Below are 26,230 nucleotides of genomic sequence, written 5' to 3' on the forward strand. Positions count from 1 at the left end.
AATTTAGTCTTCATCCAGCTTGAGAACGGCCATAAAGGCTTCCTGCGGCACTTCCACCGAGCCCAGAGAACGCATTCTCTTCTTGCCTTCTTTTTGTTTTTCAAGCAGTTTCTTTTTGCGGGTGATATCGCCGCCATAGCATTTCGCCAAAACATCTTTGCGCATGGCGCGCACCGTTTCGCGGGCGATCACTTTGCTGCCGATGGCCGCCTGCACGGGGATTTCAAAAAGCTGGCGCGGGATGTTATCCTTTAATTTTTCCACAATGCGGCGGGCGCGTTCATAAGCCTTTTCGGAATGCACGATAAACGACAGTGCATCCACCACATCGCCGTTGAGCAGAATATCCAGTTTCACCAGTTCCGATTTGCGGTAACCCAGCATCTCATAATCCAAAGAAGCATATCCGCGTGTTCTTGATTTCAGCGCATCAAAGAAATCATAAATAATTTCATTGAGCGGCATTTCATAATGCAGTTCCACACGGTTGGTATCAAGATATTTCATATCTTTGAAAATGCCGCGGCGCTCCTGACAAAGATCCATCAAATTTCCAACATATTCAGATGGTGTAATGATATTTGCCTTTACAATAGGTTCCTCGGCATATTCGATTTCGCCGGGGTTCGGGAAATTCAGAGGATTATCGATGGTGACCAGATCGCCGCCCATCATTTTCACCTGATAGACTACGCTGGGGGCGGTGGTGATCAAATCCAGATTATATTCGCGCTCCAGGCGTTCCTGCACGATTTCCATATGCAAAAGCCCCAGAAAGCCGCAGCGAAAGCCAAAGCCCAAAGCAGCCGAAGATTCCGCTTCGAAAGTCAAAGCGGCGTCGTTGAGCTGCAATTTTTCCAGCGCGTCGCGCAGATCGGGATATTTCTTGCCATCTGAAGGGTAAATGCCCGAAAACACCATCGGCTGCACTTTGCGATAACCTTCCAGCGGCTCTTTGGCGGGGTTTTCGGCGGTGGTCACCGTATCGCCCACCCGCGTATCTTTCACATTCTTGATGCTGGCCGTGATATATCCCACTTCGCCTGCTTCCAAACCGCTGCAGGGCTGCATACCCAGCGGCAGCAGATAGCCCGTTTCAACGATTTGAAATTCAGCGCCGGTGGCCATCATACGGATTTTTTGGCCCGGTGATAATTTGCCATCGAACACACGCACCAGAACGATAACGCCGCGATAAGAATCATACTGGCTGTCGAAAATCAAAGCGCGCGTGCAATCGGCCCGCCCATCCGGGGGCGCGGGAATATCGCTGACGATACGCTCCAATACATCACGAATATTGATGCCCATCTTCGCCGATACTTCCGGCGCATCCATGGCGGGAATGCCGATGATATCTTCGATTTCATGCTTTGCCCTTTTAGGGTCGGCCGAAGGCAGATCGATCTTATTGATGACAGGCACGATCTCCAAATCATGTTCCAGCGCCAAATAGGTGTTCGCCAGCGTTTGCGCTTCAATGCCCTGTGCGGCGTCTACGATCAGCACAGCGCCTTCGCAGGCCGCAAGGCTTCGCGATACCTCATAATTAAAATCCACATGGCCCGGGGTATCGATCAGATTCATTCTGTATGTTTCACCGTTCAACGCTTCATATTCCATCATCACGGCATGAGATTTGATCGTGATGCCGCGTTCGCGCTCCAGATCCATATTATCCAAAAGCTGGTTTTCCATCTCGCGGTCGGATACCGCGTTGCAAACCTCTAACAAACGGTCTGCCAGGGTGGATTTACCGTGATCGATATGCGCCACGATCGAGAAATTGCGCAGTTTACTTCTATCCATTTTTTCTTCCATTCTCCGCGCGCCAAAAATTGTTTCTGCCCGCCCCACGCGGAAGGATCGGCAGCTTTTATCGGATCAACAGCCTGCTTTCAAAAAGCAAGCGGCTGTTTTCTTCCATGTTTTCGGGCTGTCGGTGCGCCCGACGCTATGCGGTTTCTTATGCTGTCTATGCCAAGCACGAATGGTATAAAGTGGCCAGCGCCGCAGGCGGGCCGTAAAATAAAGCATCATAACCGTTATACCGCTATGCGGTTATTATACCATAGGAGCGATTTTAAAATCAATTCCGCTTCTTCATTTCTCACAAAAATAAAGCCTTTGCGCAACTTTTCAGATCACGCAAAGGCTTCTTGATTCATGCTTTTTCGGCAGGCCGGCCGTTTTTATTTTTTGTGACGATAAACGGAATCCCTTTTGCGTCGATGCCCACCACCGCATAGGGCTTCTCATCGATGGTCATGGGCACCGCCATGCAAAAAACGCTTACCAGCCCAAAGGGGCGGTTCTCTTCCAGCGGCGCCGCCAGATACCAGCATCCGGCCCACTTTTTCATCAAAGCACCGCATCCGCTCAGTGATTCGCAAAGCAGTGGGTCCTCTCGAAAAACATCGGCGGAAAACGGCAAGAAAAGTTCCGGTGGGAACGGCAGTTCGCTTTTTTGAAGCCCGCCTGCCCCCGTTCTTAAAATTTCCGCCCGTTCTATTTGATAAAGCTGTGTTCCCCATTGTTTCTCAGCGGAAAGCAGCAATGTTTTCTTTAAAAAAAATTTGCCGTAAGAAGGAACCATGACACCCAGGATCTGATAATCGCCATGCTTATTTTCAATGACCACGCGATAGATCCATCCCTCTTCCAACGGGCAGGAAGCGGTGATCTGATAACCACCGGCCTGTTTTTCCCACCGGATCGTGCCCACGATCTCTTCCCCCAAATAAAGTTCCCGTTCCGCCAAGCCGCCCACACCCTTTCCGCTGATAAAAAAACATCTTCCGCATTACTCTATGCGGAAGATGCCAAAATCATTCGTTAGGAAAGCGTATAACCGCCTTTGACCAAAACCGTCACTTCGGTAACGGCCGTCAGGCCTTTTCCCGCGATGCTGGATAAATAAAGGTGATTGGGCAGCAACGCTTTTCCGTTGGCCAGCATTTCGCCGTTGGAAAGATCCAAAAGCCCCACGGTTCCCGATGCGGAACAATTGGCCGAACCGTTTCGCAAAATAAATTCGCTGCCCACACCGCCCAGCATGGTTTTTCCTTTGGGAAGTGTGACCACCTGCCAGGCGGCCTGTGAACCCGCGCCGATCTGGTTCAAAACATTTTTGGTGATCTGGTCGATGACCTGTTCGCTGACCGCGCCGGAACCGCCCGAAGAAAGTTCGCCGCGCAAGGTGTTGATTCTGCTGTCGATCAGCTGGTTGATAGTTGTTTGTTTCTGAGAAAATATCGAATCGATCGTTGCGTTCATCTGCGGCTGAGCCACATCTGTTATGTAGCTCAGCGTGACCAGCGGATCACTTTGCGAACCATATCCACTCGCCGCCAACGCCATCATTCCGCCCCCCATAACCAGCACGAAAAATGCCGAAAGGATAGGCTTTATCAACTTTCCGTTTTTCACCGTTACACTTCCTCCATGCTTTCTTGATTTTCCAACCCAAAGCTCACCGCGATGGCGTGATCGACGCGCTGCATGGCGCCTTCATCCAGACACCCCATCTTCTCACGCAACCTGCGTTTATCTAAAGTTCGAACCTGTTCAAGCAGCACCACCGAATCTTTTGAAAGGCCATAGGTGCGCGCTTCAATATCGATATGAGTGGGAAGCTTTGTTTTGTTGACCTGCGAGGTGATCGCCGCTGCGATGACGGTGGGGCTGAACCGGTTGCCCACATTGTTTTGAACGATCAAAACCGGCCGCATCCCGCCCTGTTCGCTTCCCACCACAGGGCTTAAATCGGCATAATAAATATCTCCTCGTTTAACTTGCTGCGAAAAATGCTCCAAAATACTCACGCTCCGCCGGTAAAAGTCGGGTAACCCGCTCTTTTATTCTTTCCACGCAAGAGACCATTTAATCATCGATCTTCACTCGCGCCGGCGCACGGCGAACCGTTGTTCCTCCGCTACTATCTTATGCAGCAAATCCTTTCAGGTGACAAAAAGTATCATTTTTATGGTTATTTGTTTATAGTATATCATTTTTTGCTGAAGGGAGCAATGTTCTTTTCGTTTTTCACTGCATTGTAAATGCTGTAAAATCGCAGTGCAGGATGCGGTCATCCCCAAGATAAAGTTCCATATAAATGGGGGTGTTTGTCTTTTCGCTGATCCAGATTCGTTTGGAGCCGGTATATTCTCCCGCCGGCTGTTCATAGGTCAGAACCAGGCATTTTTCTTTTTCTTTGGTTTCTCTGTTTTCTTCGGTGGGCACAGCGCCGCCCAGAGTCCTCAGCATCCCATCAATGCAATCCATCGGGGTGAACCCCGCCACCGCCGGCAGCAAGGTATCCAGCGACACCCCTTCAAAAGTCAGTTCGGCCGCGCTGCCGCGCACCACACCGCTGATGCCCGCAAGCTCTTCGGGCGAAAGAATGGTGGTTGTGCAGGCGCCATCCTGATAATTTGCCTGCACTTCATATTCCATCCAAACGCCTGAATCTGCCGTGATTTTCGCGGTTGCTTCCACCGCCGAAACGCCGCTGTATTGTTCCGAAATTTTTTTCCACGCCTTCTCTTCGCCGCCTGTGCCGCAGCCCGGCAGCAGCAACAGCGAAAAGAGCATCACCATGATCCATGCTTTTTTCAAAATGCCACGCTCCTTCACAATATTCCATCGACAAGCCCCTTTTCCCCAGCAGGGGCGCCATCTCGGTTCTTTGCCGATTTTACTGCTATTATATCGTGAAGGGCGCTTTGCTTATGACTCTTTTGCCAAAACAACGGCGGTGGTCATGCCCCCGCTGTGAGAAACCGAGACAGAAAACTGCATTTTTGGAAATTGCCGCAGCGCACTGCCCCGCAGCGTCACCTGAGGAACGCCGGTTTCATCATGCCATACATAGATTTCTTGAGGATGCAGCCCGAAAAGCCCTTTTTTCAGCGCTTTGGCCGCGGCCTCTTTGCAGCAGAAAATACCCGCCGCTTTCTGATGAGCCATTCTCTGATATTTTTCAAGATATGCCCGTTCTTCCATCGTGAAAAATCTTTCTGTAAAGCTTTTCTTTTTCAGCAGGCGGCAAAACCTTTCATCCTGCTCCAGATCGATCCCAACGGTATATTCCATAAATGCTTCCTCTTTATTTCCTGCTGTTGATTTGTTATCAGCATAGCATAAAGCCGGAAGATGCTCAAGCCTGCCGGTGCATAAAAAAGGGCGAAGGCTTTTCGCCTTTCGCCCGCTGCATTAAAGCTGTTTCTTGATCTTATCGATCACGCCTTTTTCAAGCCTTGAAACCTGCGCCTGTGATATGCCCACTTCTTTGGCCACTTCCACCTGCGTGCGCCCATCATAAAAGCGCAATGCCAAAATTCTTTTTTCACGCTCGTTCAAATCTTTCATGGCCTGTTTGATGGCGATCTGTTCGATCCAGTTATTATCATCCTGTGTCACATCGCGCACCTGATCCATCACACAAATGGCGTCGCCGCCTTCCTGATAGATGGGGTCATACAGTGAGATCGGGTCTGAAATGGCATCTAAAGCGAACACCACATCCGCTTTTTTCATCTCGATCATTTTGGCGATTTCTTCGATGGTCGGTTCCCGCTGATGCTCGCCGATAAATTTTTCACGGGCCGTCAGGGCGCGATAGGCGTTATCGCGCATCGAGCGGCTGACACGCACAGAGCTGTTATCCCTTAAATATCTTCTGATTTCACCTATTATCATTGGAATGAACGGATGTTGTTGAAAAAATCATGTCAGTTGATATTCCACTTCGATATTTTCGCCGCTGATGACCACCCGCCGCACAATGGCCCGCAGGATCGCCTGTTTTTCGGAAGTCTTCAAATAAGGCCACGCCTCTTCTAAATTTTTCACCTTTTCTTTCAGTTCGTTCTGCTTTTGCCGCAATGTGCCGTGGCGTTTTTCCTCTTCGATCTGCTGCTTCAGGCGGCCGGCGGCGTTTTTTTCCCGCTCGATCTCTTCCATCAGCAATTCTTCATCGCTTTCCGCATAAAGGCGATAAAGCCTTCGCAGCCGATTTTTCGATTGATCCAACTGGTTTTCCAGCAAACGCAGCGGCTCTTCGCCCTGTTTTTCCTCATTTTCTTCGGCCCGGCAATCGGCCGCAAACAAAAACAGATCGCGCAAAACTGCTTCTTCCACCTCGTCTGCCCAAGGCCGGGCGTTATCGCAGGAAGGGTCGTGCACCAGATAAGGCTTCGTTTTCTGCTGGGAATAGCAAACCAGTTTGACCCCGGCCTTTCCCCATTTCTGATAACGCATTTTTGCGCCGCATTTGCCGCAATAGATCAGGCCCGTCAGCAGATATTCCGATACCGGCGTTTTCAGCTTCGCTCTTTTTTCCATTTCATCCTGCGCCAGCTGAAAGGTTTTTTCATCGATGATCGCCTCATGTCGCCCCGGATATTCGGCCCCATTATAAGGGATCACCCCCACATTGGTTCTTCTGCTTAAGATCTGCATGACCAGACGGTCATACTTTAGCCCAAGCATCGAAGCGATTTTCTCGGCGGAATAGCCCTGAAGATAAAGCCGATAAATCGTTTGCACGGTTTTCGCATCTTCGTTGGGCACAAGAATGCCGTTTTTATCATCATAATCATAACCAAAGGGAATTTTTCCGCCGCCGGGCCAATAACCCTGTTTCACGCGTTCACGCATGCCCATACGCGTGCGTTCGCGGATAGTCTCTCTTTCCAGCTGGGCAAAGGCCGACATGATGCCCAGCATAGCCCTGCCGATGGGCGTGGAAGTATCCATATTTTCATTGAGTGAAACGAAATCGGTGTGATGGGGCGCAAAGACATCTTCGATCAGATATAAAGTATCCTTTTGGCTGCGGGAAAGGCGGTCGAGCTTATAGACCACCACCGCGGATATCTGGTCGTTTTCCACCGCTTCCATCATTTTTTGCATCCCCGGCCGCCGGATATTGCTGCCCGTGAACCCACCGTCGATATAAAATTTATATTCCTTGATGCCGCGGCTTTTGCAAAAGCCTTCCAGCATCTCTTTTTGGGCGTCGATGGAATACCCTTCTTCAAACTGCGCATCCGTCGAAACACGGATATAAAGCGCGGTATGTTTTTTTCTGGCCATCCAAACCCCTTTCCGCCGTAGGCGGGCCGTGAAATTTGTATAATAACCGCTTTGCGGTTATTATATCATGCCTTCTTTCTGCGCTGTCGTGGCAAATATTTCTTTTTATTGGCCGCGGTTGACCCGTTCCATTGCCTGACGAATTTTTTGCATGGCATTGGGATTTGTCAGGCGAAAATTTTGATATTCGTTTTCATCCCTGAAAACCCCATCGATTTTTCGAACAATCTTCATATGATCCTCCTCGGCTGTTGTTAATAGAAGTATAAACAAACACCCGGCCATTCAAACAAAAAGAGCGGTGCTTTCGCACCGCTCTTGAAAAGGGTCATCTTATCAGCATTTTGCGCCGGCAACGGTTTCAATTTCGAGAATTTCTTCTTTCCGCTTCAACAGATTGTCGGAAACCAGCATTTTTTCAACTTTTTCAACGCCAAGGCGTTCAACGGTTTCGCCAAAACGCTCACCGGAAATGCCCTTTTGTTTGAACAGTAAAATAGCCTTTTCCACCACATTTAAAACTTCTTCACGGGTGAACAGCGTATTCAGCGCCGAACCCATGCGCACGCGCTTGCCCCATTTGCCGCCCACATACACTTTATACATGGTTTCGCTTTCTTCCAAAGCGCCGAAATAGCAGGTTCCGTGGCAGCGGCCGCAATTATTGCAGACAGCAGGATCGATCACCGCTGTCCCTTCTTTGACCTCAACCGCGTTCATGGGGCATGCTTCCGCCACGCCGCATTTGGCGCAGCCCTTGCAGGCATCCCGGTTCAGTTTGGGCACTCTTTGGCCAACAATGCCTAGGTCGTTCAAATCGGGTTTCACGCAGTTGTTGGGGCATCCGCCCACAGCCACTTTGAATTTATGGGGCAAAATCACATCGTGATATCCTTCATAAAAGCGCTCGTGGATCTCTTTGGCCAGTTCCTGCGTATCATAAAGGCCAAAAACGCAGGTGGTGCCTTTGCAGGAAACCACAGGGCGAACTTTCGAACCGGTTCCGCCGGTCACCATGCCTTCTTTGGCGATATATTCTTGGAACGCAGGGATATTCTCATAGGAAACTCCGGGAACTTCCACCGTTAAACGGGAAGTAAAAGTCAATGTGCCGCTGCCGAACTTTGCGGCGGCTTCGCTGAGATTTTGCATTTGTTTTGCGGTAAGCACACCGTTTACCGTGATAATGCGTGCGGAAAATTCTTCCGTTCCGCGGTTGAGCAGAAATCCCTGCCCTTTTACTTTTTTGATATTCGCTGCTTCCAATGCCATGTTGTTTCCTCCATCGTTTTTATGATGTTTCATTTCTGCCGTGTTCTAAGATATTTTTATTATACCTCTTGATTCATGTTAGGTAAAATAGTAATATTTAATCAAAACTATAGGCAATATGCTATGAAGGGGATTTTTATGACCATTCGACATCTGAAAATTTTTATTGCCGTTGCAGAAACCGGAAAAATGGGGCTTGCCGCCAAACAGCTTTATATCGCCCAGCCCACCGTCAGCCAGGTGATCGCCGATATGGAAGATGCCTATGGCGTAAAATTATTTGAGCGGCTTTCCAAAAAGCTTTACATTACCGAAGAGGGCATCCAGCTGCTGAGTTACGCCCGCCATATCGTCACGCTGTTTGATGAAATGGAGCGCAATCTGCGCAACGCTTCTTCCCATATCCTGCTGAGGGTCGGCGCCACGATCACCGTTGGTTCCTGTGTTTTGGCGGGCATCATCAAGCGCTATGAAGAACAGCGAACCAACGCGCAGGTTCAGGTGTTCGTTGATAACACCCGCCTGATCGAAAAAATGCTGCTGGAAAGCGAACTGGATCTTGCCCTGGTAGAAGGCTCTATTCAAAGCCCCGAACTTTTAGTCCAGCCCGTCATGGAAGATGAGCTTGTTCTGGTCTGCAGCGTCAATCATCCTTTTGCAGGCCGCAAAATGGTTTATGCCGAAGATCTGAAGGGCCAAAACTTCATCCTTCGCGAAGAAGGCAGCGGCACGCGTGCCCTGTTTGAACATTATCTGCTGCAGCATGGGGTCGAGATCCATCCCAAATGGGTCTGCCATTCCTCCGATTCCATTTTAAACGCAGTCTGCGGCGGCCAGGGTCTAACAGTCATCTCGCGCCTGCTGGTGCAAAACGGCATCAAAGCGGGCAAACTTTGCATTCTTCCTTTAGAGGATGCACGCCTGACTCGCAATTTCAACTTAGTCTATCACAAAAATAAATTTTTATCACCTGCGCTGACAGATTTCATCGCCGAACTGGAGCATACTTCTTTTCAAAACAGCCCCTGCCTTGCATAAAAACGGCGCCTTAACACCTTTTCCCTTGCCTCTGAAAAATTCTATAAGAAAAGCCGATATCCGTTTTTCGGATACCGGCTTATTCTTATTTGTATAAACTTATTCTTCGAAATCTTCGGAATCGGCATCATCTTCATCTTGAATGGGGGAAAGAGCCAGTCTTGCCGCCATGACACGATAGAAAACATCCAGTTCTTCATCGGTGAAAGTTTCTTTCAGCTTGTTATGCCAGCATAAAACATTTTTCACATCGTAAGCGCGATGAGCAATAGACAGTTCACGACCCTTGGGGGTAACAAACAGCAAAGCCTTCTTGCCGTTATCGCGTGGGCGGGTTTTTTGAACCATGCCGCGCTTTTCCAAACGGCTGACAACCTGAGAAACCGCGCTCTTTGTGCGGTTTGTGGCCTTGGCCAATTCTGTTACCGTGATGCCGGGGTTTTCTTCGATGACCGTGACAGTATGCACTTCGACCATTGTGAAGTTCTCGCCTGTTCCGTAATCATGCAGAATATTCACCCTGTCATATGACTGCATCGTATATTTAAATGTCAGTTCGCCGATGTGATAAGGATCTGCATTTACCCACTGCAAATTTTCTTGTTGTTCCATTGGCTTGCACCTCTTTTTTTCATTTCATTACACAACGCTATTATTATTGTTAATAATACGACATTTGCATAATAATGTCAAGCCGTCTTCTGAAAGTTTTACATCTGAAATATTGCCGGAAGCTCTTCTGCTTCGGGCATATCCAGCAGATCGGACGCATAGTGAACACGCAATATGTTAAGTTCCTTATCGACAACCGCATAGGCGGGCAGCTGATACTCTTCGCCCTCGTGTTCCCCATGAACGAACCCCTGCGCCACGATCTCTTTCAGTTTTTCTTTCAGCGGGTCCGTCATCAATTCTTCACGCGAAGCCGCAGCGCCGATTTCAAAGCGCTGATATAACTTCATTTCAGGGTCGCAGATAATTTTAAAAGGCAGGTCTTCAGGCGTGATCTGTCTGGCAATTTTCTCGGGATCGGATTGAAAGACAACAATGGCCTGGGCGCCCACCGCCTCGATGGCCGCATAGTGTTCTTTCAGCTGATGCACTTCATATTGACATAAGGTGCAGCCGTAATAACGCAAAAACAAGACGATCGTTTTCTTTTCGCCCACCAATTGCGAAAGCGTGACATTCTTTTGAAACACCGTATCACACGAAAAATCGGGCATCTTCTCGCCCTGATGCAGCTTTGCCATGTTGTCTTCCTCCGTTCGTTTATTTATTCTCGGCGGGGCCGTAACAGCTCTGCTGAGGAACGCTTCTGTTATTGACGGCGATCTCATAGAAACGCCAGCCGCCGGAAAGATTATAGCAATCAAACCCCATGCCTGTCAGCATGCGGCAGGCCAGATAACTTCTCAGCCCGGAATGGCAGTGGATATAAACAGGCTTGGTCCGATCCAGTTCCACTGCGCGCCCGCGCAGTTCATCCAGCGGGATCGAGCGGAAACCTTCGATGGAACCCTTTTCTCTTTCCGCAGGCTTGCGCACATCCAGCAAAGTAACGCTGCCATCTCTGGGCAGGTCTTTTACATCATCCCAATAGAAATTTTTCACCAGGCCGTTTCTGATATTTTCAATAACATAGCCCACAAAATTCACAGGATCTTTAGCGGAACCGAAAGGCGGCGCATAGCAAAGTTCAAGTTCTGTGAGGTCTTTCGCCGTCAGCCCGGCGCGCACAGCCACCGCCAGCACATCGCAGCGTTTATCCACGCCGTCATATCCCACCAGCTGCGCCCCTAAGATCTTGCCGGTTTCTTTTTCATACAGGGTCTTGATAGAAATGCCGTGGCCGCCGGGATAATAAGCCGCATGGGAATTGGAATAGGTATATACTTTTTCATATGCCAGACCGGCCGCCTTTGCTGTGCGCTCGTTGACGCCTGTCATGGCAACGGTCATATCAAAAATCTTCAAAACCGAAGAACCCTGTGTTTTCTGATAAGCGCTGGGGATGCCGCAAATATTATCCGCGGCAATGCGGCCCTGCTTGTTGGCCGGCCCCGCCAAAGGCACAAAGCCTTTGTTTTGCGTCACCAGATCGGTGATCTCCACCGCATCGCCCACCGCATAAATATCGGCGGCGCTCGTTTGCATATGTTCATCCACAATGATACAGCCGCGGGTATTAAGCGCCAGACCCGCCTGTTTCGCCAGCGCGGTATCGGGGCGCACGCCGACGGAAAGAATGACCATATCGGCTTCGACCGTTCCGCCGCTCAACTGCAGCGAAAGCTTCTCCCCTTCTTCGCGGATGGCCTCAACGCCGTTTTCCAGCATCACCGTGACGCCCTGATCGCGCAGATAGCGGTGAACTTCACAGGCCATGTCATAATCCAGCGGGGCGATCAAATGATCGGCCATTTCAACGATGGTGACCTTCAGGCCGGCTTTTTTCAGGTTTTCCGCCATCTCAACGCCAATATATCCGCCGCCGATGACCACGGCGCTTTCGGGGAATTCTTCTTCGATATATTCTTTGATCTTCATAGTATCGGGAATGTTGCGCAGGGTAAACACCCGCGGGCCCTTCGCGCCTTCAAACGGGGGAACCAGCGGCGCGGCGCCCGGCGAAAGAATCAGCTTATCATAAGTTTCGGTATAAGGCTCGCCGTCTTGGGGAACCACGGTCACCGTTTTCGCCTGTGGGTCGATGGCGGTCACTTCGCTGTTCACACGCACATCGATGTTGAAACGGTCGTGAAAACTCTGCGGTGTCTGCAAAGTCAACGCGGATTTTTTCGTGATCTCGCCGCCGATATAATAAGGCAGACCGCAGTTTGCGAAAGAGATATATTCGCCGCGCTCGAACATGATGATTTCTGCCTGCTCATCCAATCTGCGCAGTCTTGCCGCCGCCGAAGCGCCGCCGGCTACCCCGCCAACAATTAAAGTTTTCATTGTCATTCCTCCTGAAATCGGTTCATTTCATTCATCATAGCATACCGCTTTTTCAATGTAAAATATGTTCTGCGAATCAGTATCATAGGTTTTTACCTATTTATATTTCTGCAGAAAACCTACTTTTTTCTTTTTCAACAACATCCGTTCATTGGAACGGCATAGGTTGAAAAACGGACATTTAAACTCGTATCAAAATTATCGATGGATTTCATCAGGCCGATGCAGCCCACCTGGAACAAATCATCCGCCATTTCCCCTCTTCCAGAAAAGCGCTGCACCACCGAAAGCACCAATCGCAAATTCCCGCTGATCAGTTCTTCCCTCGCCTGCGCATCATGCTCTTTCACTCTCAGCAATAAAGCCGTTGTTTCCCGGTTGGTCAACACCTTCAATTTCGAGGTGTTGATGCCGCAAATCTCCACTTTCCCCAGCATGAATTTTCCTCCGTTTCAGAATTTTCACTATCAGTATTCCCTGTGTGGTCTTCTTCATACCGTTACTTTCTTTTTTACAGCATCCGAAACGACAAAAAAGGCGGGCCTTTCAGCCCGTCTTTTTAGAACTTTTATGAATTGTCATCACATGCAGCGCATCATCTCTTTTTTCAGCCGGTTGATGATTCGTTTTTCTAACCGAGAGATATAGGATTGTGAAATGCCAAGTGCATCCGCCACCTGTTTTTGTGTCATTTCCTCACGGCCGTGAAGCCCGAATCTCATGGAAATGATCTCTTGCTCGCGGGGGGAAAGCAGCGAAATGCAATGGCTCAGCAGTTGGCGGTCGATATCATCTTCGATGGGGCGAATCACACAATCCGGCTCTGTTCCCAGAATATCGGAAAGCAGCAGCTCGTTGCCATCCCAATCGGTGTTCAGCGGTTCATCGATGGAAATTTCCGAACGCTGGGCGGAATTTTTGCGCAGATACATCAGAATTTCATTTTCAATGCAGCGCGAAGCATAAGTGGCAAGCTTGGTGTTTTTATCGACGCGATATGTATTCACGGCTTTGATCAGCCCAATGGTGCCGATGGAAATCAGATCTTCAATTCCCACACCGGTGTTTTCAAACTTTCTTGCGATATAAACCCCCAATCTGAGATTATGCTCGATCAAAACCCGCCGGATATCCTCTTCTTTGCCGGTATATCGGCCGAGATAATCTGCCTCTTCTTCGGGCGTAAGAGGCGGAGGCAGCGTTTCGGAACCGCCGATATAATGCACAGGATTGGTGCGGCGGAATCCGATCTTTTCTAAAAGCTTTTCCAGATATGCAAGGATGCTTTTTCCTATCGATTTCAAATTCATCATTCCTCCTATTCTCCGATCACGGCGCATTGCCCCATGGGCAGCGCCAGATTTCCTTGCGCGGCGCCCACCAGATATCTTTTATTCTCTTTGCCGTCTATGGCCAAAAAATCGGGCCGAATGCAAAGCATCCATCGTTTTTTCCCTTCAATGGTCTGAAACCTCACCAATGAAAACCCGCTTTGATAACGGTTCATAAGCAGCGAAAAGGCTTCTTCCGCCCGACCCTCTTTCACAAACCGAAGCCAATCTTCACGCGGAAGCAGCGGCCGCAGAAGTTCGGGGTCGGCCACGATCACTCGCTTGCCTCCCGCGGGGTCTATCAACATATTTCCTGTATCGATAACAGCTGTAAAGTTTATTTCATTGCCATTTAATTTGCATTCTATTTTTCGGTCTTTTTCTTTGCGTCGCATGCTTCCGCCGCCAAACGCAAGCCCCAGAAGAAAATATGCGATAACGCAGGCCGCCAGCAAAATCCAAAAAGGCAGCTCCAGATAGGCAATGCCGCCTTTGACATAAAAGAAGCCCGATCCGCTGCAAAACCAGCCGCAGGCAAACACCACGCCGGCAAAGCAGAGCGTTACCAAAAAGAACAGCAGCGCCAGGCGGCAAAGCCCGCCGTGGGGATGAAGCCCGAACACCACGGCACAGATCAAAAAACAAAAACCAATTTTCAACGGAATTCCGGCCCAAAGCGGAAACGGTTCGAAAAAAAAGAAAACCGCCCCCGCGCCGCCCATCAACGCGCCGCAAACCATTCGCATTCTCGCGCAAATCTCGCCGCAGAATCTGGCTGTCGTCAGCAGCAGCAGATAATCCACCAGCATATTGTTCAAAAACAGAACATCCAAATAGATCGTTCTCATGGCAGCCCTCCTTTCCGACGCCTGCCATGAGTATAACGCTTTGTCCCTGCATATTCTGTCCTTTTTAGCAAAGAAAGCCGGTCGAATTTTCGACCGGCTTTCTGTTTCGTTTCGCCAAAGGCTATTTTATTTTCCGCAATGCTTTTCCACTTGCTCAAGGAAATAAGTGAACAAAGGCGCCATATCGGGTGTGCGGCTGTCGCGCATGATATTGGTCAGGCGCTCGGGATGCCACTGCACGCCAAAAATCGGCAGACTTTCATGCTCATATGCTTCGATCACGCCATCTTCTTTAGAATGGGCGGTAACTTTCAAACCGGGCGCCAGTTCTTTCACAGCCTGGTGGTGTGTGCTGTTGACATTGAATTCATCACCCAGCAAACGCTGAACGATGGAACCCTTTTCGGTAACGACCTTGTGGCGCAGTTCATAGCAGCTGTGATAAACACCCTTCTGCCACGCCAGATCCTGATACATTGTGCCGCCCAGATAAACATTGATGATCTGTTCGCCGCGGCAGATGCCCATGATGGCCTTTCCCTTGGCCAAAAAGGCTTTCAGCAGTTCATATTCATATTTTGTGCGGGGGCCGTCGCAATGCACCGTATCATTATAAATGGTTTCGCCAAACAATTCGGGCTCGATATCCGGCCCGCCGGAAAGCAGCAAGCCATCACAGATCTCGGCCAGTTCTTCGGCGCATTGTTCGCCGCCGATCACGGGAACACCGCCCGCCGCCGCGATCGCGCGGGTATAAGCCGCAGGGCTGCGCAGTTCACGCATTCCGCTGGATAAAACGCCGGAATCCGAAGAAACCAGAATCAACATTTTTTTCTCCATAACAAACCATCCTTCATTCAATAAATATCGATATGATTTCAACCTATTCTCTCTAACTGACATATCATAACAGATGTTACAATAGATTACAACACTCGCACTGGCTAAATCATCCCTGTTTTTACTCAGATTTTACATTCATTGTGTTGTTGTGACAAAATATTCTCCAAATTCGCCAGAGAGTTTTTGTATTTTATAACCAATTTAATGTATTTTATCATTGACGGTATCCTTATAAAGTTGATAAAATGTAAAAGAATGAGAAATTGAGAGAAAGATAAGGGGTTAACAAGTATGAATGCTCTTTCTTTGGTCAAGCTGCTGGGCGGCTTGGGGCTGTTCATCTATGGCATGCTCACCATGGGCAACGCTTTAGAGAAAATGGCCGGCGAAAAACTTGAGAAAACACTGGAAACCGTCACCGGTAATATTTTCAGCGCCGTGGCTGTGGGCGCGCTGATCACCGGCATTATCCAAAGTTCTTCTGCCACAACGGTCATGGTGGTCGGTTTTGTAAACGCCGGCATCATGAATTTGAAGCAGGCTGTGGGCGTGATCATGGGCGCCAACATCGGCACCACCGTCACAGCACAGATCCTGCGTCTTGACACCACGGGCAGCGTATCGGAAAGCTTCCTCATGACTTTGATGAAGCCTTCCAATCTGGCCTATGTGGCGGTTGCCATCGGCGCTGTGCTGTTTATGTTTTCTAAAAAGCGCAAGCACCACGATTTCGGCGAGATCCTGCTGGGGTTTGGTGTGCTGTTCATCGGTATGTCAGTGATGGAAGGTTCTGTCACCGCGTTAAAAGACCTCCCCTGGTTCCAGGAAATGTTCTCGAAATTCAGCAACCCGCTTTTGGGCATGCTGGTGGGCGTTTTCGTCACGGCGATCATCCAAAGTTCTTCCGCATCGGTGGGCATTCTTCAAGCGGTGGCTTCCACGGGCGCCATCACTTATTCCGCGGCGATCCCCATTATTCTGGGCCAGAATATCGGCACCTGCGTCACCGCGCTGCTGTCTTCCATCGGCGCAAACAAAAGCGCCAAACGCGCCGCAATGATCCATTTCTATTTCAACCTCATCGGGTCACTGCTTTTTATGACAGCGATCTATTCGATCAACGCCTTTGTCGGTTTTTCCTTCTGGCATGAAACCATCGGCAAAGGCGGCATCGCAAACTTCCACCTTCTTTTCAATGTCGTCACCACACTGTTCTTCATTCCGTTCAACCGCTTCCTGATTTTCCTGGCTGAACACACGATCAAATCGAAAAACAGCGGCGAAGAAAGCCTGACAGAAGACCTTGGCCGCCTGGATGAACGCTTCTATTCTTCCCCTGTCGTCGCGCTTGAGCAGTGCAACAAAGTGATCGTGGCCATGGGCCTCTGCGCGCAGAAAAATATCCGCATTGTCAACGCCGCGCTGGTCAGCGATGAAGCTCCCCGGCTTGATACCTTTAAAGATAACGAAAGCTTCTTAGACCGTGCCGAAGCACGCCTTAACACTTACATGCTCGGCATCAAAGATGAAGAGCTTTCTGAAAAAAGCAAAAAGGCCTATTCCGAAATGATGCATTCCATCGGCGATTTCGAACGCATGGGCGATTATGCCGAAAATCTTTTGGAATTTTATCAGGATATGAAAGACCGCAATATCGTGTTTTCACAGGAAGCGCTTTCAGAACTGCGCGTGATGAGCGATGCGGTGGATGAAATTATGGATCTGACCATCCGTGCCTACGAAACATGCGATACGGCGCTTTCCCGCCAGATCGATCCCCTTGAAGATGTGATCGATTCCATGAAAGAAGCGCTGAAATCCCGCCATATCATGCGCCTGCAAAGCGGTATGTGCACAGTGAGCACCGGCATTCCCTTCCTGGATATCATCCATAACTATGAGAAAATCGCCGATCACTGCTCCAATGTTTCCGTTTATGTGATGATGCTGTCAGACGATGCCGAAGAATTCGATATGCATGAATATCGCAAGATCGTAAAAGATATCCGCACCGATGAATTCGCCGCTTTCACCTCGCTTTATGAAAACAAATATCTGAGCAAAGTTATTTGATTTTCTAAAATATACCCTCCCCCTATCAAGCCCTTGAAACAGTTTGCTTGATAGGGGGATTCGTTTTTGTTCTTGGTCAAGAAACAATTTGTATCTTTTTTGTTAATTTTCGCGGATTTTGTCCAACAACCTGCTTTTTTGTCAGAATCGAAAGCGCTTTCCTCTTTACAAAACGACAAAAAATCATTAAGATTTACTTAATATTAAAGTGTGCCGCTTAAAATCACTGCGCCACATTATCGGAGGGAATCTCTTGAAAATCGGAATTGATGTAGGTTCGACCACTATCAAATGTGTCGTGCTTGATGATCATAACGCTATTCTCTATCAATCATATGAACGCCATCTTTCGCAGATCACAGAAAAAACGACGGAGCTCCTTCAAACCATCCTCAAAAAATATCCTCAGCCCCATGCAACGCTTGCCATTACAGGCTCTGCCGGGATGGGGATGGCCCTTGGCACCAAGATCCCTTTCATCCAGGAAGTATATGCCACTCGTTTAGCGGCTTCTTCTTATTTGCCGGGCACAGATGTCATCATTGAGCTGGGCGGAGAAGACGCTAAAATTTTGTTTTTGACCGGCGGCACAGAAGTTCGCATGAATGGCACTTGTGCCGGCGGCACGGGTGCTTTTATTGACCAGATGTCCACTTTGATGCATCTGACGCCGGATGAAATGAATCAGGCAGCTTCTGCGGGCACACAGGTCTATACCATTGCTTCCCGCTGCGGCGTTTTTGCCAAATCGGATATCCAGCCGCTGCTCAATCAGGGCGCGCAGAAAACCGATGTGGCGTTGAGCATTTTTTATGCCGTGGTGAATCAAACCATCGCGGGGCTTGCTCAGGGGCGCCCCATCAAAGGCAATGTGGTCTATCTCGGCGGCCCGCTCACCTTTTTCAGCCAGCTGAGAACCTGTTTCGACACCACGCTGAAAACCACGGGCATCTGCCCGCCAAACTCACTTTATTACGCCGCTTTGGGTGCCGCGCTGTCGGCGCAGGATGAGATCTCGCTTGATGATGCTCTCGCGCGGCTGCGGGATTATCATTCGCAGGAACAGTATGCTTCCATCGACCCGCTGTTCGCCTCGCGCGAAGAATATGAAGCTTTTCACAAGCGCCACAGCGCCAATACGGTTCCCAGCTGTGACCCTGCCGAATATAACGGGGATGCTTTTCTTGGAATCGATTCCGGTTCAACAACAGTAAAGGTTGTTGCCATTACACCTGAAGGCGCTATTTTATGTTCGCTGTATACCCCGAACAACGGCGACCCCACCACCATCGTGAAGAATTTTCTGATGGAGCTTTATGAAAAATACCCGAAGATCCATATTGCCCGCAGCGCGGTGACAGGCTATGGCGAAGGGCTGATCCAAAACGCCTTTTCCGTGGATGAAGGCATTGTGGAAACGGTGGCGCATTTCACGGCGGCCAAAAAGTTTATGCCGAATGTGGAATTCATCATCGATATCGGCGGGCAGGATATCAAATGCTTCAAGATCCGCAACGGCGTGATCGACAACATCTTTTTGAATGAAGCCTGTTCTTCCGGCTGCGGTTCTTTCCTTCAAACTTTTGCGGGCGCCTTAGGTTACCCTATGGAAGAATTCGCAAAGCTCGGCCTGTTTGCCGATAAGCCCGTCGATCTCGGTTCGCGCTGCACGGTGTTTATGAATTCTTCTGTAAAGCAAGCCCAAAAAGACGGCGCTTCCATCGAAAACATCTCGGCCGGTCTTTCCATCAGCGTGGTGAAAAACGCGCTTTACAAAGTTATCCGTGCCACCAGCGCTGCCGAACTGGGGCAGCATATTGTGGTGCAGGGTGGAACCTTCTTAAATGATGCCGTGCTGCGCGCCTTTGAGCAGGAACTTCATACTGAGGTGATTCGCCCCGGCGTGGCCGGTTTGATGGGCGCTTATGGCGCGGCGCTTTACGCGGCGCATAAGGCCCACGGCAGCCGCCAAAGCACTTTGCTTTCTTTGGATGAACTGAAACAGATGAAGCACGAAGTGAGAACGGTCAACTGCGGCCTTTGCAGCAATAACTGCAAGCTGACCATCAATTCTTTCGGCGGCGACCGGCGGTATATCAGCGGCAACCGCTGCGAACGCCCCATCACCAAACGCGCTTCCGATGTTTCGCTGGATATCTATGCTTATAAACAGGAACTGCTCGGCACTTATCAGCCACAAAGCGGCCCACGCGGAAAAATCGGCATTCCCATGGGGCTGAACCTTTACGAGCTGCTGCCCTTCTGGCATTCTTTCTTCACTTCGCTGGGGTTTGAAGTGCACACCTCTCCTGCTTCCACCCGCCAGCTTTATCTCAACGGGCAAAGCAGCATCCCTTCCGATACGGTATGCTACCCCGCAAAGCTGATGCACGGCCATGTGCAGGCACTGATCGATGAAGGCTGCGAAACGATTTTTTACCCCTGCATGAGTTATAACCTGAATGAAGAAAAAGGCGATAACCACTATAATTGCCCCGTTGTGGCCTATTATCCCGAAGTGATCGCCGGCAATCTGCCCCACGAGCGGCAGGTGCGATTGATCACCGATTATATCGGCCTGCACCGCCCCCATGATTTTCCGCGCCATATGCAGGCGATCTTGGCAAAATATTTCCCCGAGATTCCGCTGGCCGAAATTCGCAAAGCTTCAAAGACCGCCATGGAAGCCTATCGGGATTATTTTCAGAAGATTCGCCGGAAAGGCAGTGAGATCATCGAAACCGCCCGCGCGCGTTCGATGCCCATCGTTGTGCTGGCCGGCAGGCCTTATCATGTAGACCCCGAAATCAACCACGGCATCGACAAACTGGTTTGCGCCCAAAATGCCGCCGTGATTTCCGAAGACTGCATCAGCCAGATGGTTCCCCGCTTTGCCACCGGTGTTTTGAACCAATGGACTTACCACGCGCGGCTTTATTCCGCGGCGCGATATATCGTCAGCCAGCCCGATATGCAGCTGGTGCAGCTGGTTTCTTTCGGCTGCGGTCTGGATGCCATCACCACCGATGAAGTCCGCGAAATCCTGGAACAGGGCGGAAAAATTTATACACAGATCAAAATTGATGAAATCACCAACCTCGGCGCGGTGAAGATCCGTTTGCGCAGCCTGTTCGCTGCGGTGGAAGCTTTGAAGGGGGAATCTTCCAATGGCTAAATTATGTTATGATTCTTCGGGGCGTCTGCTTTTTACCAAAGAGATGCGCAAAGATTACACCATCCTGCTGCCCGCAATGGCCCCGATCCACTTTGAAATTTTAAAATGCACCTTAAACAATCATGGATATCACGCGGTTCTTCTGAGCAACGAGACCCGCGCCGTGGTAGATTGCGGTTTGAAATATGTGCATAACGATACCTGCTACCCTGCGCTTCTGGTGATCGGCCAGATGATCTCGGCTTTGGAAAGCGGTTTATACGATAAGCACAAAGTCGCTTTGATGATCACCCAGACAGGCGGCGGATGCCGCGCATCCAACTATATCCATTTGCTGCGCAAAGCGCTTCACAAGGCCGGCTTAGATTATGTTCCCGTCATTTCGCTCAATGTATCCGGGCTTGAAAAAAACAGCGGGTTCCGTTTGACGCTGCCTTTCCTGCGCCAATCGATAGGCGCGATCGTTTACGGCGATCTGTTGATGCTGCTTTCCAATCAAACGCGCCCCTACGAGCTCCATCAAGGCGACAGCGACCGTTTGGTTTCCAAGTGGATCGCCGCCATCAGCGATGCCTTCAATCAAAACAAAGGTTATTCGAAAAAAGAGATTAAGGCAAACCTTGAAAAGATCGCCGCCGATTTTGCGGCGATCCCCGTCCACATCACCCCAAAAGTGAAAGTGGGCGTTGTGGGCGAGATCTATGTGAAATATTCGCATCTCGGCAACAACAATCTGGAAGCCCTTTTGGCTCAGGAAGATTGCGAAGTGATGGTGCCGGGTCTTTTGAATTTTGTGATGTATTGCATGGAGGTTCATTTGGATGATGCCGCACTTTATGGCGGCGGCAAAATTGAAAGCCTGTTTGTGCGCAAGCTCATGCGCTATCTGGAAGACATCGAAAGCGCCATGCGCACCGCCATGAAAAAATATCCGCAGTTCCACACCCCCTTCTCTTTCCGCCGCACCAAGCAATCTGCCCAGGGAATCATCGGTTACGGCTGCAAAATGGGAGAAGGCTGGCTTCTCACCGCCGAAATGGCTTCTCTTGTGGAAGAAGGCATCGATAACATTATTTGCACCCAGCCTTTCGGCTGTTTGCCGAACCATGTCTGCGGTAAAGGGATGATCCGCAAATTGAAAGAACAATACCCCAATTCAAACATTGTCCCCATCGATTATGACCCCAGCGCCACCAGCGTGAATCAGGAAAACCGCATCAAGCTGATGCTGGCCATCGCCAAAGAAAAACTGCAGCCCGCGGCTTCTTCTGCGCCCGAAGCGAAAAAAACCGCTGCTGCTCCTTCGTCATTTGCGGCCAACGGCGGAATGTAACTGTTTTTCTGTTTAAAAACTTCTCTGACCGGGCATGATAGTTTTGAGGTGATTGTATGTCTTATGTCGATCCGAAAATCATGTCCCATTTTCAAACGATGCCCCCCGAGCTGCAATCTGCTGTTTTGGCTCGAAATGTGACCCTGCATTCTTTGCAAGATTTGATCGCTGTGTTGGAACAGATCGTTTCAGAAGGATAATGCAGCAAATCCGCCGGTTGATGACCGGCGGATTTTTTATGTTTTATTCTGTTTTATTCATTAGGAAATTTCATTTTGCTGCATTTCGATCAGGCGCACCGCCCCCGCGACCATGCAGGCCGATTGGCCAAACGAAGGCGGAATTTCCAGCTGAAGTTCCCCGATCTCGATAATGTTTCCGTTCTGATCGGCGATTTCTCGCTGCACCGCGATCATGCAGATATCTTCAAAAGAAGAAAGCGCCAAAGTGCTTCGCTGGGTGCCGTAAGTCACAATGCTGGCGGCATTTACCCACGCCACGGCTTCGGCAGCATCTTCTTCGTGAACGATCAAAGTATGCGCGATGCAGCCTTCGCGGGGCACATGCAAAGTTTGCTGCGGCGCAATCAACAGCAGATCATAATGCGCCCCTGCCGCCGCTTTCTCCATTTGAATGGGCGCTTTCATCGATCGTATTTTCCGAGATAGAAAATTCAGGATCTCGCTTTTTTCTTCCGCAACGCCGATCTTCATATTCCGCCTCCTCATCCCTGAACCAAAAGTATCATAAGGTAGTATTGCGGAAAATGCGTTTTTTATGCCGCCGCACGCGAAGATTTCACTGGGAAGCATAAAACATGGTAGAAAAATCCGCATCAAAATGATAAAATAATTTGATAGAATATTGCCGAATGAGGAGCGTTGTTATGTCTTTGAAAACATTTTGGTGTTTATGGTATTTTCTTTTCGGGCTGTGCATCGGCAGCTTTTTGAATGTGGTGATCTATCGCCTGCCGCTGAATCTTTCCGTGGCGCGCGGCCGTTCTTTTTGCCCGGCCTGCAAACATCCGCTATCCGCCGCTGATCTTGTTCCCGTTTTCAGTTTTCTGTTTCTGAAAAGAAAATGCCGCTATTGCGGCGCGCCCATTTCCTGGCGATACCCTTTGGTGGAACTGCTCACCGGTCTGCTTTTTGCCCTGTGCTGCTTTGTTTATGGATATGGCGCTTATTCCGCACTTCTTTGCCTGATATGCTGTGTTTTGATCGTCGCATGGTTTATTGATTTAGATCATACTTATATTCCCGACCGGCTTCATGTAATTTTGCTCGGCGCCGCTTTGCTTTCTTATTTCATCGGCCCCGAAATCTCTTTGACCAGCCGCTTTCTCGGCGCTTTGATCCTGGGCGGCGGCATGTTTGCCATCGCATGGTTCACCAATGGCGGAATCGGCGGCGGAGATATCAAATTAATGGCTTGCTGCGGTTTGCTGTTTGGCTGGCAGCGGATGATTCCCGCCTTCTTCTTCGCTTATCTTCTGGCGGCGCTTCGCTGGGTTCCTGCTTATCTTGCGAAAAAGATCCCCGAGCATACCGAAATTCCCATGGCGCCTTATCTTGCCGCTTCGGTGATGCTGTTCGCGCTGTTCGGCCAGCGTTTTATCGCGTTTTATTTATCCCTCTTCACGGCTTAACCGGCAAAGTTCCCGCCAGACGCTCTGCCAGGAAAGCTTTTCTTCCGTTTCAAACGCTCTCAACAGGGCTTCTCGGTTCTCATCGGAATATTCGATTTCTTTTGAAAACATTTTGGCATTTTCAAGGCGATGGATGGTGCTTCCCCGCAAAGTTTCCAGCGCATCCAGTTCTAAAACAGCCATAACCGCCAAAACGGCAAACTGTATCTTTTCTAAAAGATTGCCGTCATAACACGCTTTCAGGCTGTATCGAAAAAGAAAATATACCAGAAGATTTTCATATTCCCACGGCCGATATGCCGCCGCGGCATGGATGTTTTGTGCCATGCCCGCTTCGTTTTTGAAAGCTTCTGTCATCTGGCCCAATTTCACGGGCCATGCCCGATCCATCGGCTCCAGACCCGCCATGCACCCGCAGAAAGCTGCACTGCTGCAAAAGCGATCTGGTTCTTCGGTCATGACTGGCAAGGTGAACGCTTCCCCTGTTATCTGCGCCTGTAATTCGGCGGCGCTTTCCAGCAATTCCGCCATCCTTTCAAACAGATGATAGCGACGATCCTGCGCGATCTCGAAAAAGAGTTCTCTTGCGGCAAAAAAGAATTCATAGAGTTCGGGTTTTTCCTGCCCGCCCTCTTCTTCGATCTCTTCCCATAAGAATTTCTGCTTTTCTTGAGAAGAAAGGATCCATCTTGCCGCTTCTTCACAGCATAATCCAATGCCGCTTTCTTTAACAGGCCCATACCATTCGAAAAAGCGCGGATGATTCCTGCAAATTTCGCAAAGCATCTCTTCCCCGCTTTCGCAAATCAATTCGCAAAGCCCTTCTTGCTTTAAAAACGGGCATCGTTCACCGCATAGGATGAAATGCCTCGTGTCTGTTTCCGGCTCTATTGCAATGTTTTTTCTGAGCTTTCGGCCAAGATCCCCTTCCTGCGCTTGATATTTCCGATAGGTGTCGAGGTCGATATCGATTTCCCAGCCGATACAGCAATTATCCTTGCATTCTTTTCCAATGCACTGAAAAGAATGGTAATATTCAGGTATTCTTTGTTTCACACGAAAGCCTCTTTTCATGCCTTGATTTTATTTACAGCATACCATACTTTCTTTACGCCTAACAGGATTATTCTTGACAAAATTTTGTTTCTAAGATATATTATTCAAGTGTGTTGTAACCGTATCCGGGTGTGGCGCAGCTGGTAGCGCGGGTGGTTTGAGAGCGCAGCGCCGGTATCCGAGCCGCGTCCCGCACCGATGCCGGAAAGCCTTGCAGCGCCTCTGTTTACGGGCTTTCTCCTCTGCCGGAAACTCGCCGCGAAAATGCCTTTGACCACAGGAATGACCACAGACAGAAAAATTTCCAGAAAGCAAAAATCAAATAACCGGGTGTAGCGCAGTTGGTAGCGCGGGTGGTTTGGGACCATCAGGCCGCAGGTTCGAACCCTGTCACTCGGACCAAAAATCCTCTGAAATCGTCGATTTCAGAGGATTTTTCTATGCAAAAACCAAATTTCGGATGTGGTCAAAAGCGGCTTTTTGCGACGCCTGGAACGGCCTATTTCATTGATTATAGCGGCGCAGAATTTGCGCCTGCCCGCGTCGCTTAGACACTTTGTTGCAAATGGATGAAGTTGGCATTATACTAAAAAAGGAGATTTGCAATTAGGAGACTTACTTTTGCGGCAAAAGGCAGAAGTGTGTGGTATAGCAATAACATGTTTTCAATAGCGCCGCCAAAAGGCCTGATTCACTAAATACTTGTGTGAGGTGGTTAAATGAATGTTTCACAAAAAGAAATTCTTGCTGACAAAAGTACGGCCAAGTCGACAAACAAAAAGTTAAAGTGTGCAGTAGTTTTTTCGGGCATATTGGTATTGTTATATCAGTTTGTTTTATTGCGTTGGGAAGCTCCTTTTATGGAACTTTATTATTTAGGAGTTCTTGTTAACACCTTAGCACTTTCTGTAATTACAAGTTATATTTTTTACTATATTACGGTTACTGTCCCTTATAAACACAAGATGATGGTGATGAAACCTACAGTAGAACAAAGTCAAAAAAAGCTTGCAGAATTATTAAATTTTCTTTTTGGTTTATTGACTAAAAAGGAAGACTGGAAATGTTTAGATAATAAATCTTTAAAAGCAAGCATCGATTCCGAAAGCTCTACCCGCACAATTTGGTTAGAAGAGTATCCTGGTATTTTTAAAACGCCTGAAGTTCTACTGCTCTATAATCCATACACGCTTACAGCAATAGGTTATACTTTAAATGACATTCAAAAAGAAATTGCAGAAATTCTTCAGCACGGTGAATATTTTGAGGAAGAATATTTAAACCGAATAATTTGGATTATCAATACTGATACATATAAAAAGTTATTTGGGCTTAGACTAAATTCCCCTGAACAGATTAATATAGACCGACAAAAAATTGAGTTTATAAATGGCACAACTTATTTAGACAATTTCTTTAGGGAGGAATTATCATTAAGACTTTTTGAAAACAAAGACGGGAAGATATTTATAGACGAGATTAGAAAAACTTGTTTATTTTAAATTGAAATCGTATTTCTCAGTATGTTTATTGTGTAAGTAATTTTGAAAT

At 48.9% G+C, this 26,230-nt stretch carries 24 protein-coding genes, 1 tRNA gene and 2 pseudogenes; 8 read left to right on the plus strand and 19 right to left on the minus strand.

Annotated elements, in window-relative coordinates:
* Positions 1-3: 3 nt before the first annotated feature.
* The 10 genes and pseudogenes from lepA to ACJA3I_RS08175 all read right to left on the minus strand — a co-directional run bounded on the left by lepA (position 4) and on the right by ACJA3I_RS08175 (position 8,370).
* A complete protein-coding gene (lepA, locus tag ACJA3I_RS08130; protein WP_458862110.1) occupies positions 4-1,809 on the minus strand; it encodes a translation elongation factor 4 in 1,806 nt (601 codons plus the stop codon).
* Positions 1,810-2,164: 355 nt separating this feature from the next.
* Complete coding sequence (locus tag ACJA3I_RS08135) at positions 2,165-2,761, minus strand: hypothetical protein (RefSeq protein ID WP_458862111.1); 597 nt, start codon at positions 2,759-2,761, stop codon at positions 2,165-2,167.
* Positions 2,762-2,835: 74 nt separating this feature from the next.
* On the minus strand, positions 2,836-3,429 hold the full coding sequence (locus tag ACJA3I_RS08140) for a hypothetical protein (RefSeq protein ID WP_458862112.1): 594 nt from the start codon (positions 3,427-3,429) through the stop codon (positions 2,836-2,838).
* A gap of 2 nt (positions 3,430-3,431) precedes the next feature.
* Positions 3,432-3,815: a type II toxin-antitoxin system PemK/MazF family toxin gene (locus tag ACJA3I_RS08145; protein WP_458862113.1), complete on the minus strand. Its 384-nt coding sequence runs from the start codon at positions 3,813-3,815 to the stop codon at positions 3,432-3,434.
* Positions 3,816-4,044: 229 nt separating this feature from the next.
* Positions 4,045-4,617, minus strand: a complete 573-nt coding sequence (locus ACJA3I_RS08150; protein WP_458862114.1) for a hypothetical protein — start codon at positions 4,615-4,617, stop codon at positions 4,045-4,047.
* 111 nt (positions 4,618-4,728) lie between these two features.
* Entirely contained in the window at positions 4,729-5,094 is a 366-nt protein-coding gene (locus tag ACJA3I_RS08155) for a 4'-phosphopantetheinyl transferase superfamily protein (RefSeq protein ID WP_458862115.1), read from the minus strand.
* A gap of 120 nt (positions 5,095-5,214) precedes the next feature.
* Positions 5,215-5,706: pseudogene (locus tag ACJA3I_RS08160) on the minus strand (sigma-70 family RNA polymerase sigma factor); the annotation flags it as partial.
* A 21-nt stretch (positions 5,707-5,727) separates the two neighbouring features.
* Positions 5,728-7,098, minus strand: a complete 1,371-nt coding sequence (locus ACJA3I_RS08165; protein ID WP_458862116.1) for a recombinase family protein — start codon at positions 7,096-7,098, stop codon at positions 5,728-5,730.
* Positions 7,099-7,203: 105 nt separating this feature from the next.
* Complete coding sequence (locus ACJA3I_RS08170) at positions 7,204-7,332, minus strand: hypothetical protein (RefSeq protein WP_458862117.1); 129 nt, start codon at positions 7,330-7,332, stop codon at positions 7,204-7,206.
* Between the two features lie 102 nt (positions 7,333-7,434).
* Positions 7,435-8,370, minus strand: a complete 936-nt coding sequence (locus ACJA3I_RS08175) for a (4Fe-4S)-binding protein (protein WP_458862118.1) — start codon at positions 8,368-8,370, stop codon at positions 7,435-7,437.
* A 138-nt stretch (positions 8,371-8,508) separates the two neighbouring features.
* On the opposite strand from ACJA3I_RS08175, the gene ACJA3I_RS08180 reads away from it, so the two are divergent.
* Complete coding sequence (locus tag ACJA3I_RS08180; protein ID WP_458862119.1) at positions 8,509-9,408, plus strand: LysR family transcriptional regulator; 900 nt, start codon at positions 8,509-8,511, stop codon at positions 9,406-9,408.
* A 99-nt stretch (positions 9,409-9,507) separates the two neighbouring features.
* Here ACJA3I_RS08180 and ACJA3I_RS08185 read toward each other — a convergent pair whose 3' ends face one another.
* The 7 genes and pseudogenes from ACJA3I_RS08185 to ACJA3I_RS08215 all read right to left on the minus strand — a co-directional run bounded on the left by ACJA3I_RS08185 (position 9,508) and on the right by ACJA3I_RS08215 (position 15,388).
* Positions 9,508-10,020: a MarR family winged helix-turn-helix transcriptional regulator gene (locus ACJA3I_RS08185; protein WP_458862120.1), complete on the minus strand. Its 513-nt coding sequence runs from the start codon at positions 10,018-10,020 to the stop codon at positions 9,508-9,510.
* Between the two features lie 98 nt (positions 10,021-10,118).
* Positions 10,119-10,661 carry a peroxiredoxin-like family protein gene (locus ACJA3I_RS08190; RefSeq protein WP_458862121.1) on the minus strand — a complete coding sequence of 181 codons (543 nt, stop codon included), beginning with the start codon at positions 10,659-10,661 and terminating at the stop codon, positions 10,119-10,121.
* A gap of 19 nt (positions 10,662-10,680) precedes the next feature.
* Positions 10,681-12,369, minus strand: coding sequence for an FAD-dependent oxidoreductase (locus ACJA3I_RS08195; RefSeq protein ID WP_458862122.1), 1,689 nt, complete (start codon positions 12,367-12,369; stop codon positions 10,681-10,683).
* A gap of 149 nt (positions 12,370-12,518) precedes the next feature.
* Positions 12,519-12,806: pseudogene (locus ACJA3I_RS08200) on the minus strand (sigma-70 family RNA polymerase sigma factor); the annotation flags it as partial.
* Positions 12,807-12,950: 144 nt separating this feature from the next.
* A complete protein-coding gene (gene sigE / locus ACJA3I_RS08205; RefSeq protein WP_458863838.1) occupies positions 12,951-13,679 on the minus strand; it encodes an RNA polymerase sporulation sigma factor SigE in 729 nt (242 codons plus the stop codon).
* Between the two features lie 8 nt (positions 13,680-13,687).
* Positions 13,688-14,548: a sigma-E processing peptidase SpoIIGA gene (locus ACJA3I_RS08210; protein WP_458862123.1), complete on the minus strand. Its 861-nt coding sequence runs from the start codon at positions 14,546-14,548 to the stop codon at positions 13,688-13,690.
* Positions 14,549-14,674: 126 nt separating this feature from the next.
* On the minus strand, positions 14,675-15,388 hold the full coding sequence (locus tag ACJA3I_RS08215) for a gamma-glutamyl-gamma-aminobutyrate hydrolase family protein (protein ID WP_458862124.1): 714 nt from the start codon (positions 15,386-15,388) through the stop codon (positions 14,675-14,677).
* Between the two features lie 294 nt (positions 15,389-15,682).
* On the opposite strand from ACJA3I_RS08215, the gene ACJA3I_RS08220 reads away from it, so the two are divergent.
* From ACJA3I_RS08220 to ACJA3I_RS08235, 4 genes are all read left to right on the plus strand, one after another.
* Entirely contained in the window at positions 15,683-17,464 is a 1,782-nt protein-coding gene (locus tag ACJA3I_RS08220; RefSeq protein ID WP_458862125.1) for a Na/Pi cotransporter family protein, read from the plus strand.
* 253 nt (positions 17,465-17,717) lie between these two features.
* Positions 17,718-20,639, plus strand: a complete 2,922-nt coding sequence (locus tag ACJA3I_RS08225) for an acyl-CoA dehydratase activase-related protein (RefSeq protein ID WP_458862126.1) — start codon at positions 17,718-17,720, stop codon at positions 20,637-20,639.
* Positions 20,632-21,972 carry a 2-hydroxyglutaryl-CoA dehydratase gene (locus ACJA3I_RS08230; RefSeq protein ID WP_458862127.1) on the plus strand — a complete coding sequence of 447 codons (1,341 nt, stop codon included), beginning with the start codon at positions 20,632-20,634 and terminating at the stop codon, positions 21,970-21,972. The genes ACJA3I_RS08225 and ACJA3I_RS08230 overlap by 8 nt, the downstream gene beginning before the upstream one ends.
* Before the next feature lie 56 nt (positions 21,973-22,028).
* Positions 22,029-22,172: a hypothetical protein gene (locus tag ACJA3I_RS08235; RefSeq protein ID WP_458862128.1), complete on the plus strand. Its 144-nt coding sequence runs from the start codon at positions 22,029-22,031 to the stop codon at positions 22,170-22,172.
* 60 nt (positions 22,173-22,232) lie between these two features.
* Here the strand turns inward: ACJA3I_RS08235 and ACJA3I_RS08240 are convergent, their stop codons facing one another.
* A complete protein-coding gene (locus ACJA3I_RS08240) occupies positions 22,233-22,685 on the minus strand; it encodes a hypothetical protein (protein WP_458862129.1) in 453 nt (150 codons plus the stop codon).
* Positions 22,686-22,858: 173 nt separating this feature from the next.
* Here ACJA3I_RS08240 and ACJA3I_RS08245 point away from each other — a divergent pair, with 173 nt between their 5' ends.
* Positions 22,859-23,623, plus strand: coding sequence for a prepilin peptidase (locus ACJA3I_RS08245; RefSeq protein ID WP_458862130.1), 765 nt, complete (start codon positions 22,859-22,861; stop codon positions 23,621-23,623).
* On the opposite strand, the gene fliB is transcribed toward ACJA3I_RS08245, so the two are convergent.
* Positions 23,603-24,679 carry a flagellin lysine-N-methylase gene (gene fliB, locus ACJA3I_RS08250; RefSeq protein WP_458862131.1) on the minus strand — a complete coding sequence of 359 codons (1,077 nt, stop codon included), beginning with the start codon at positions 24,677-24,679 and terminating at the stop codon, positions 23,603-23,605. The two genes, ACJA3I_RS08245 and fliB, sit on opposite strands and share 21 nt — an antisense overlap.
* 326 nt (positions 24,680-25,005) lie before the next feature.
* On the opposite strand from fliB, the gene ACJA3I_RS08255 reads away from it, so the two are divergent.
* Positions 25,006-25,081, plus strand: a tRNA-Pro gene (locus ACJA3I_RS08255).
* Between the two features lie 317 nt (positions 25,082-25,398).
* Positions 25,399-26,181 carry a hypothetical protein gene (locus ACJA3I_RS08260; RefSeq protein ID WP_458862132.1) on the plus strand — a complete coding sequence of 261 codons (783 nt, stop codon included), beginning with the start codon at positions 25,399-25,401 and terminating at the stop codon, positions 26,179-26,181.
* Positions 26,182-26,230: the final 49 nt, after the last annotated feature.

It is taken from the genome of Acidaminobacterium chupaoyuni (assembly GCF_047936785.1).
GTDB classification, from domain to species: domain Bacteria; phylum Bacillota; class Clostridia; order Oscillospirales; family Butyricicoccaceae; genus Acidaminobacterium; species Acidaminobacterium chupaoyuni.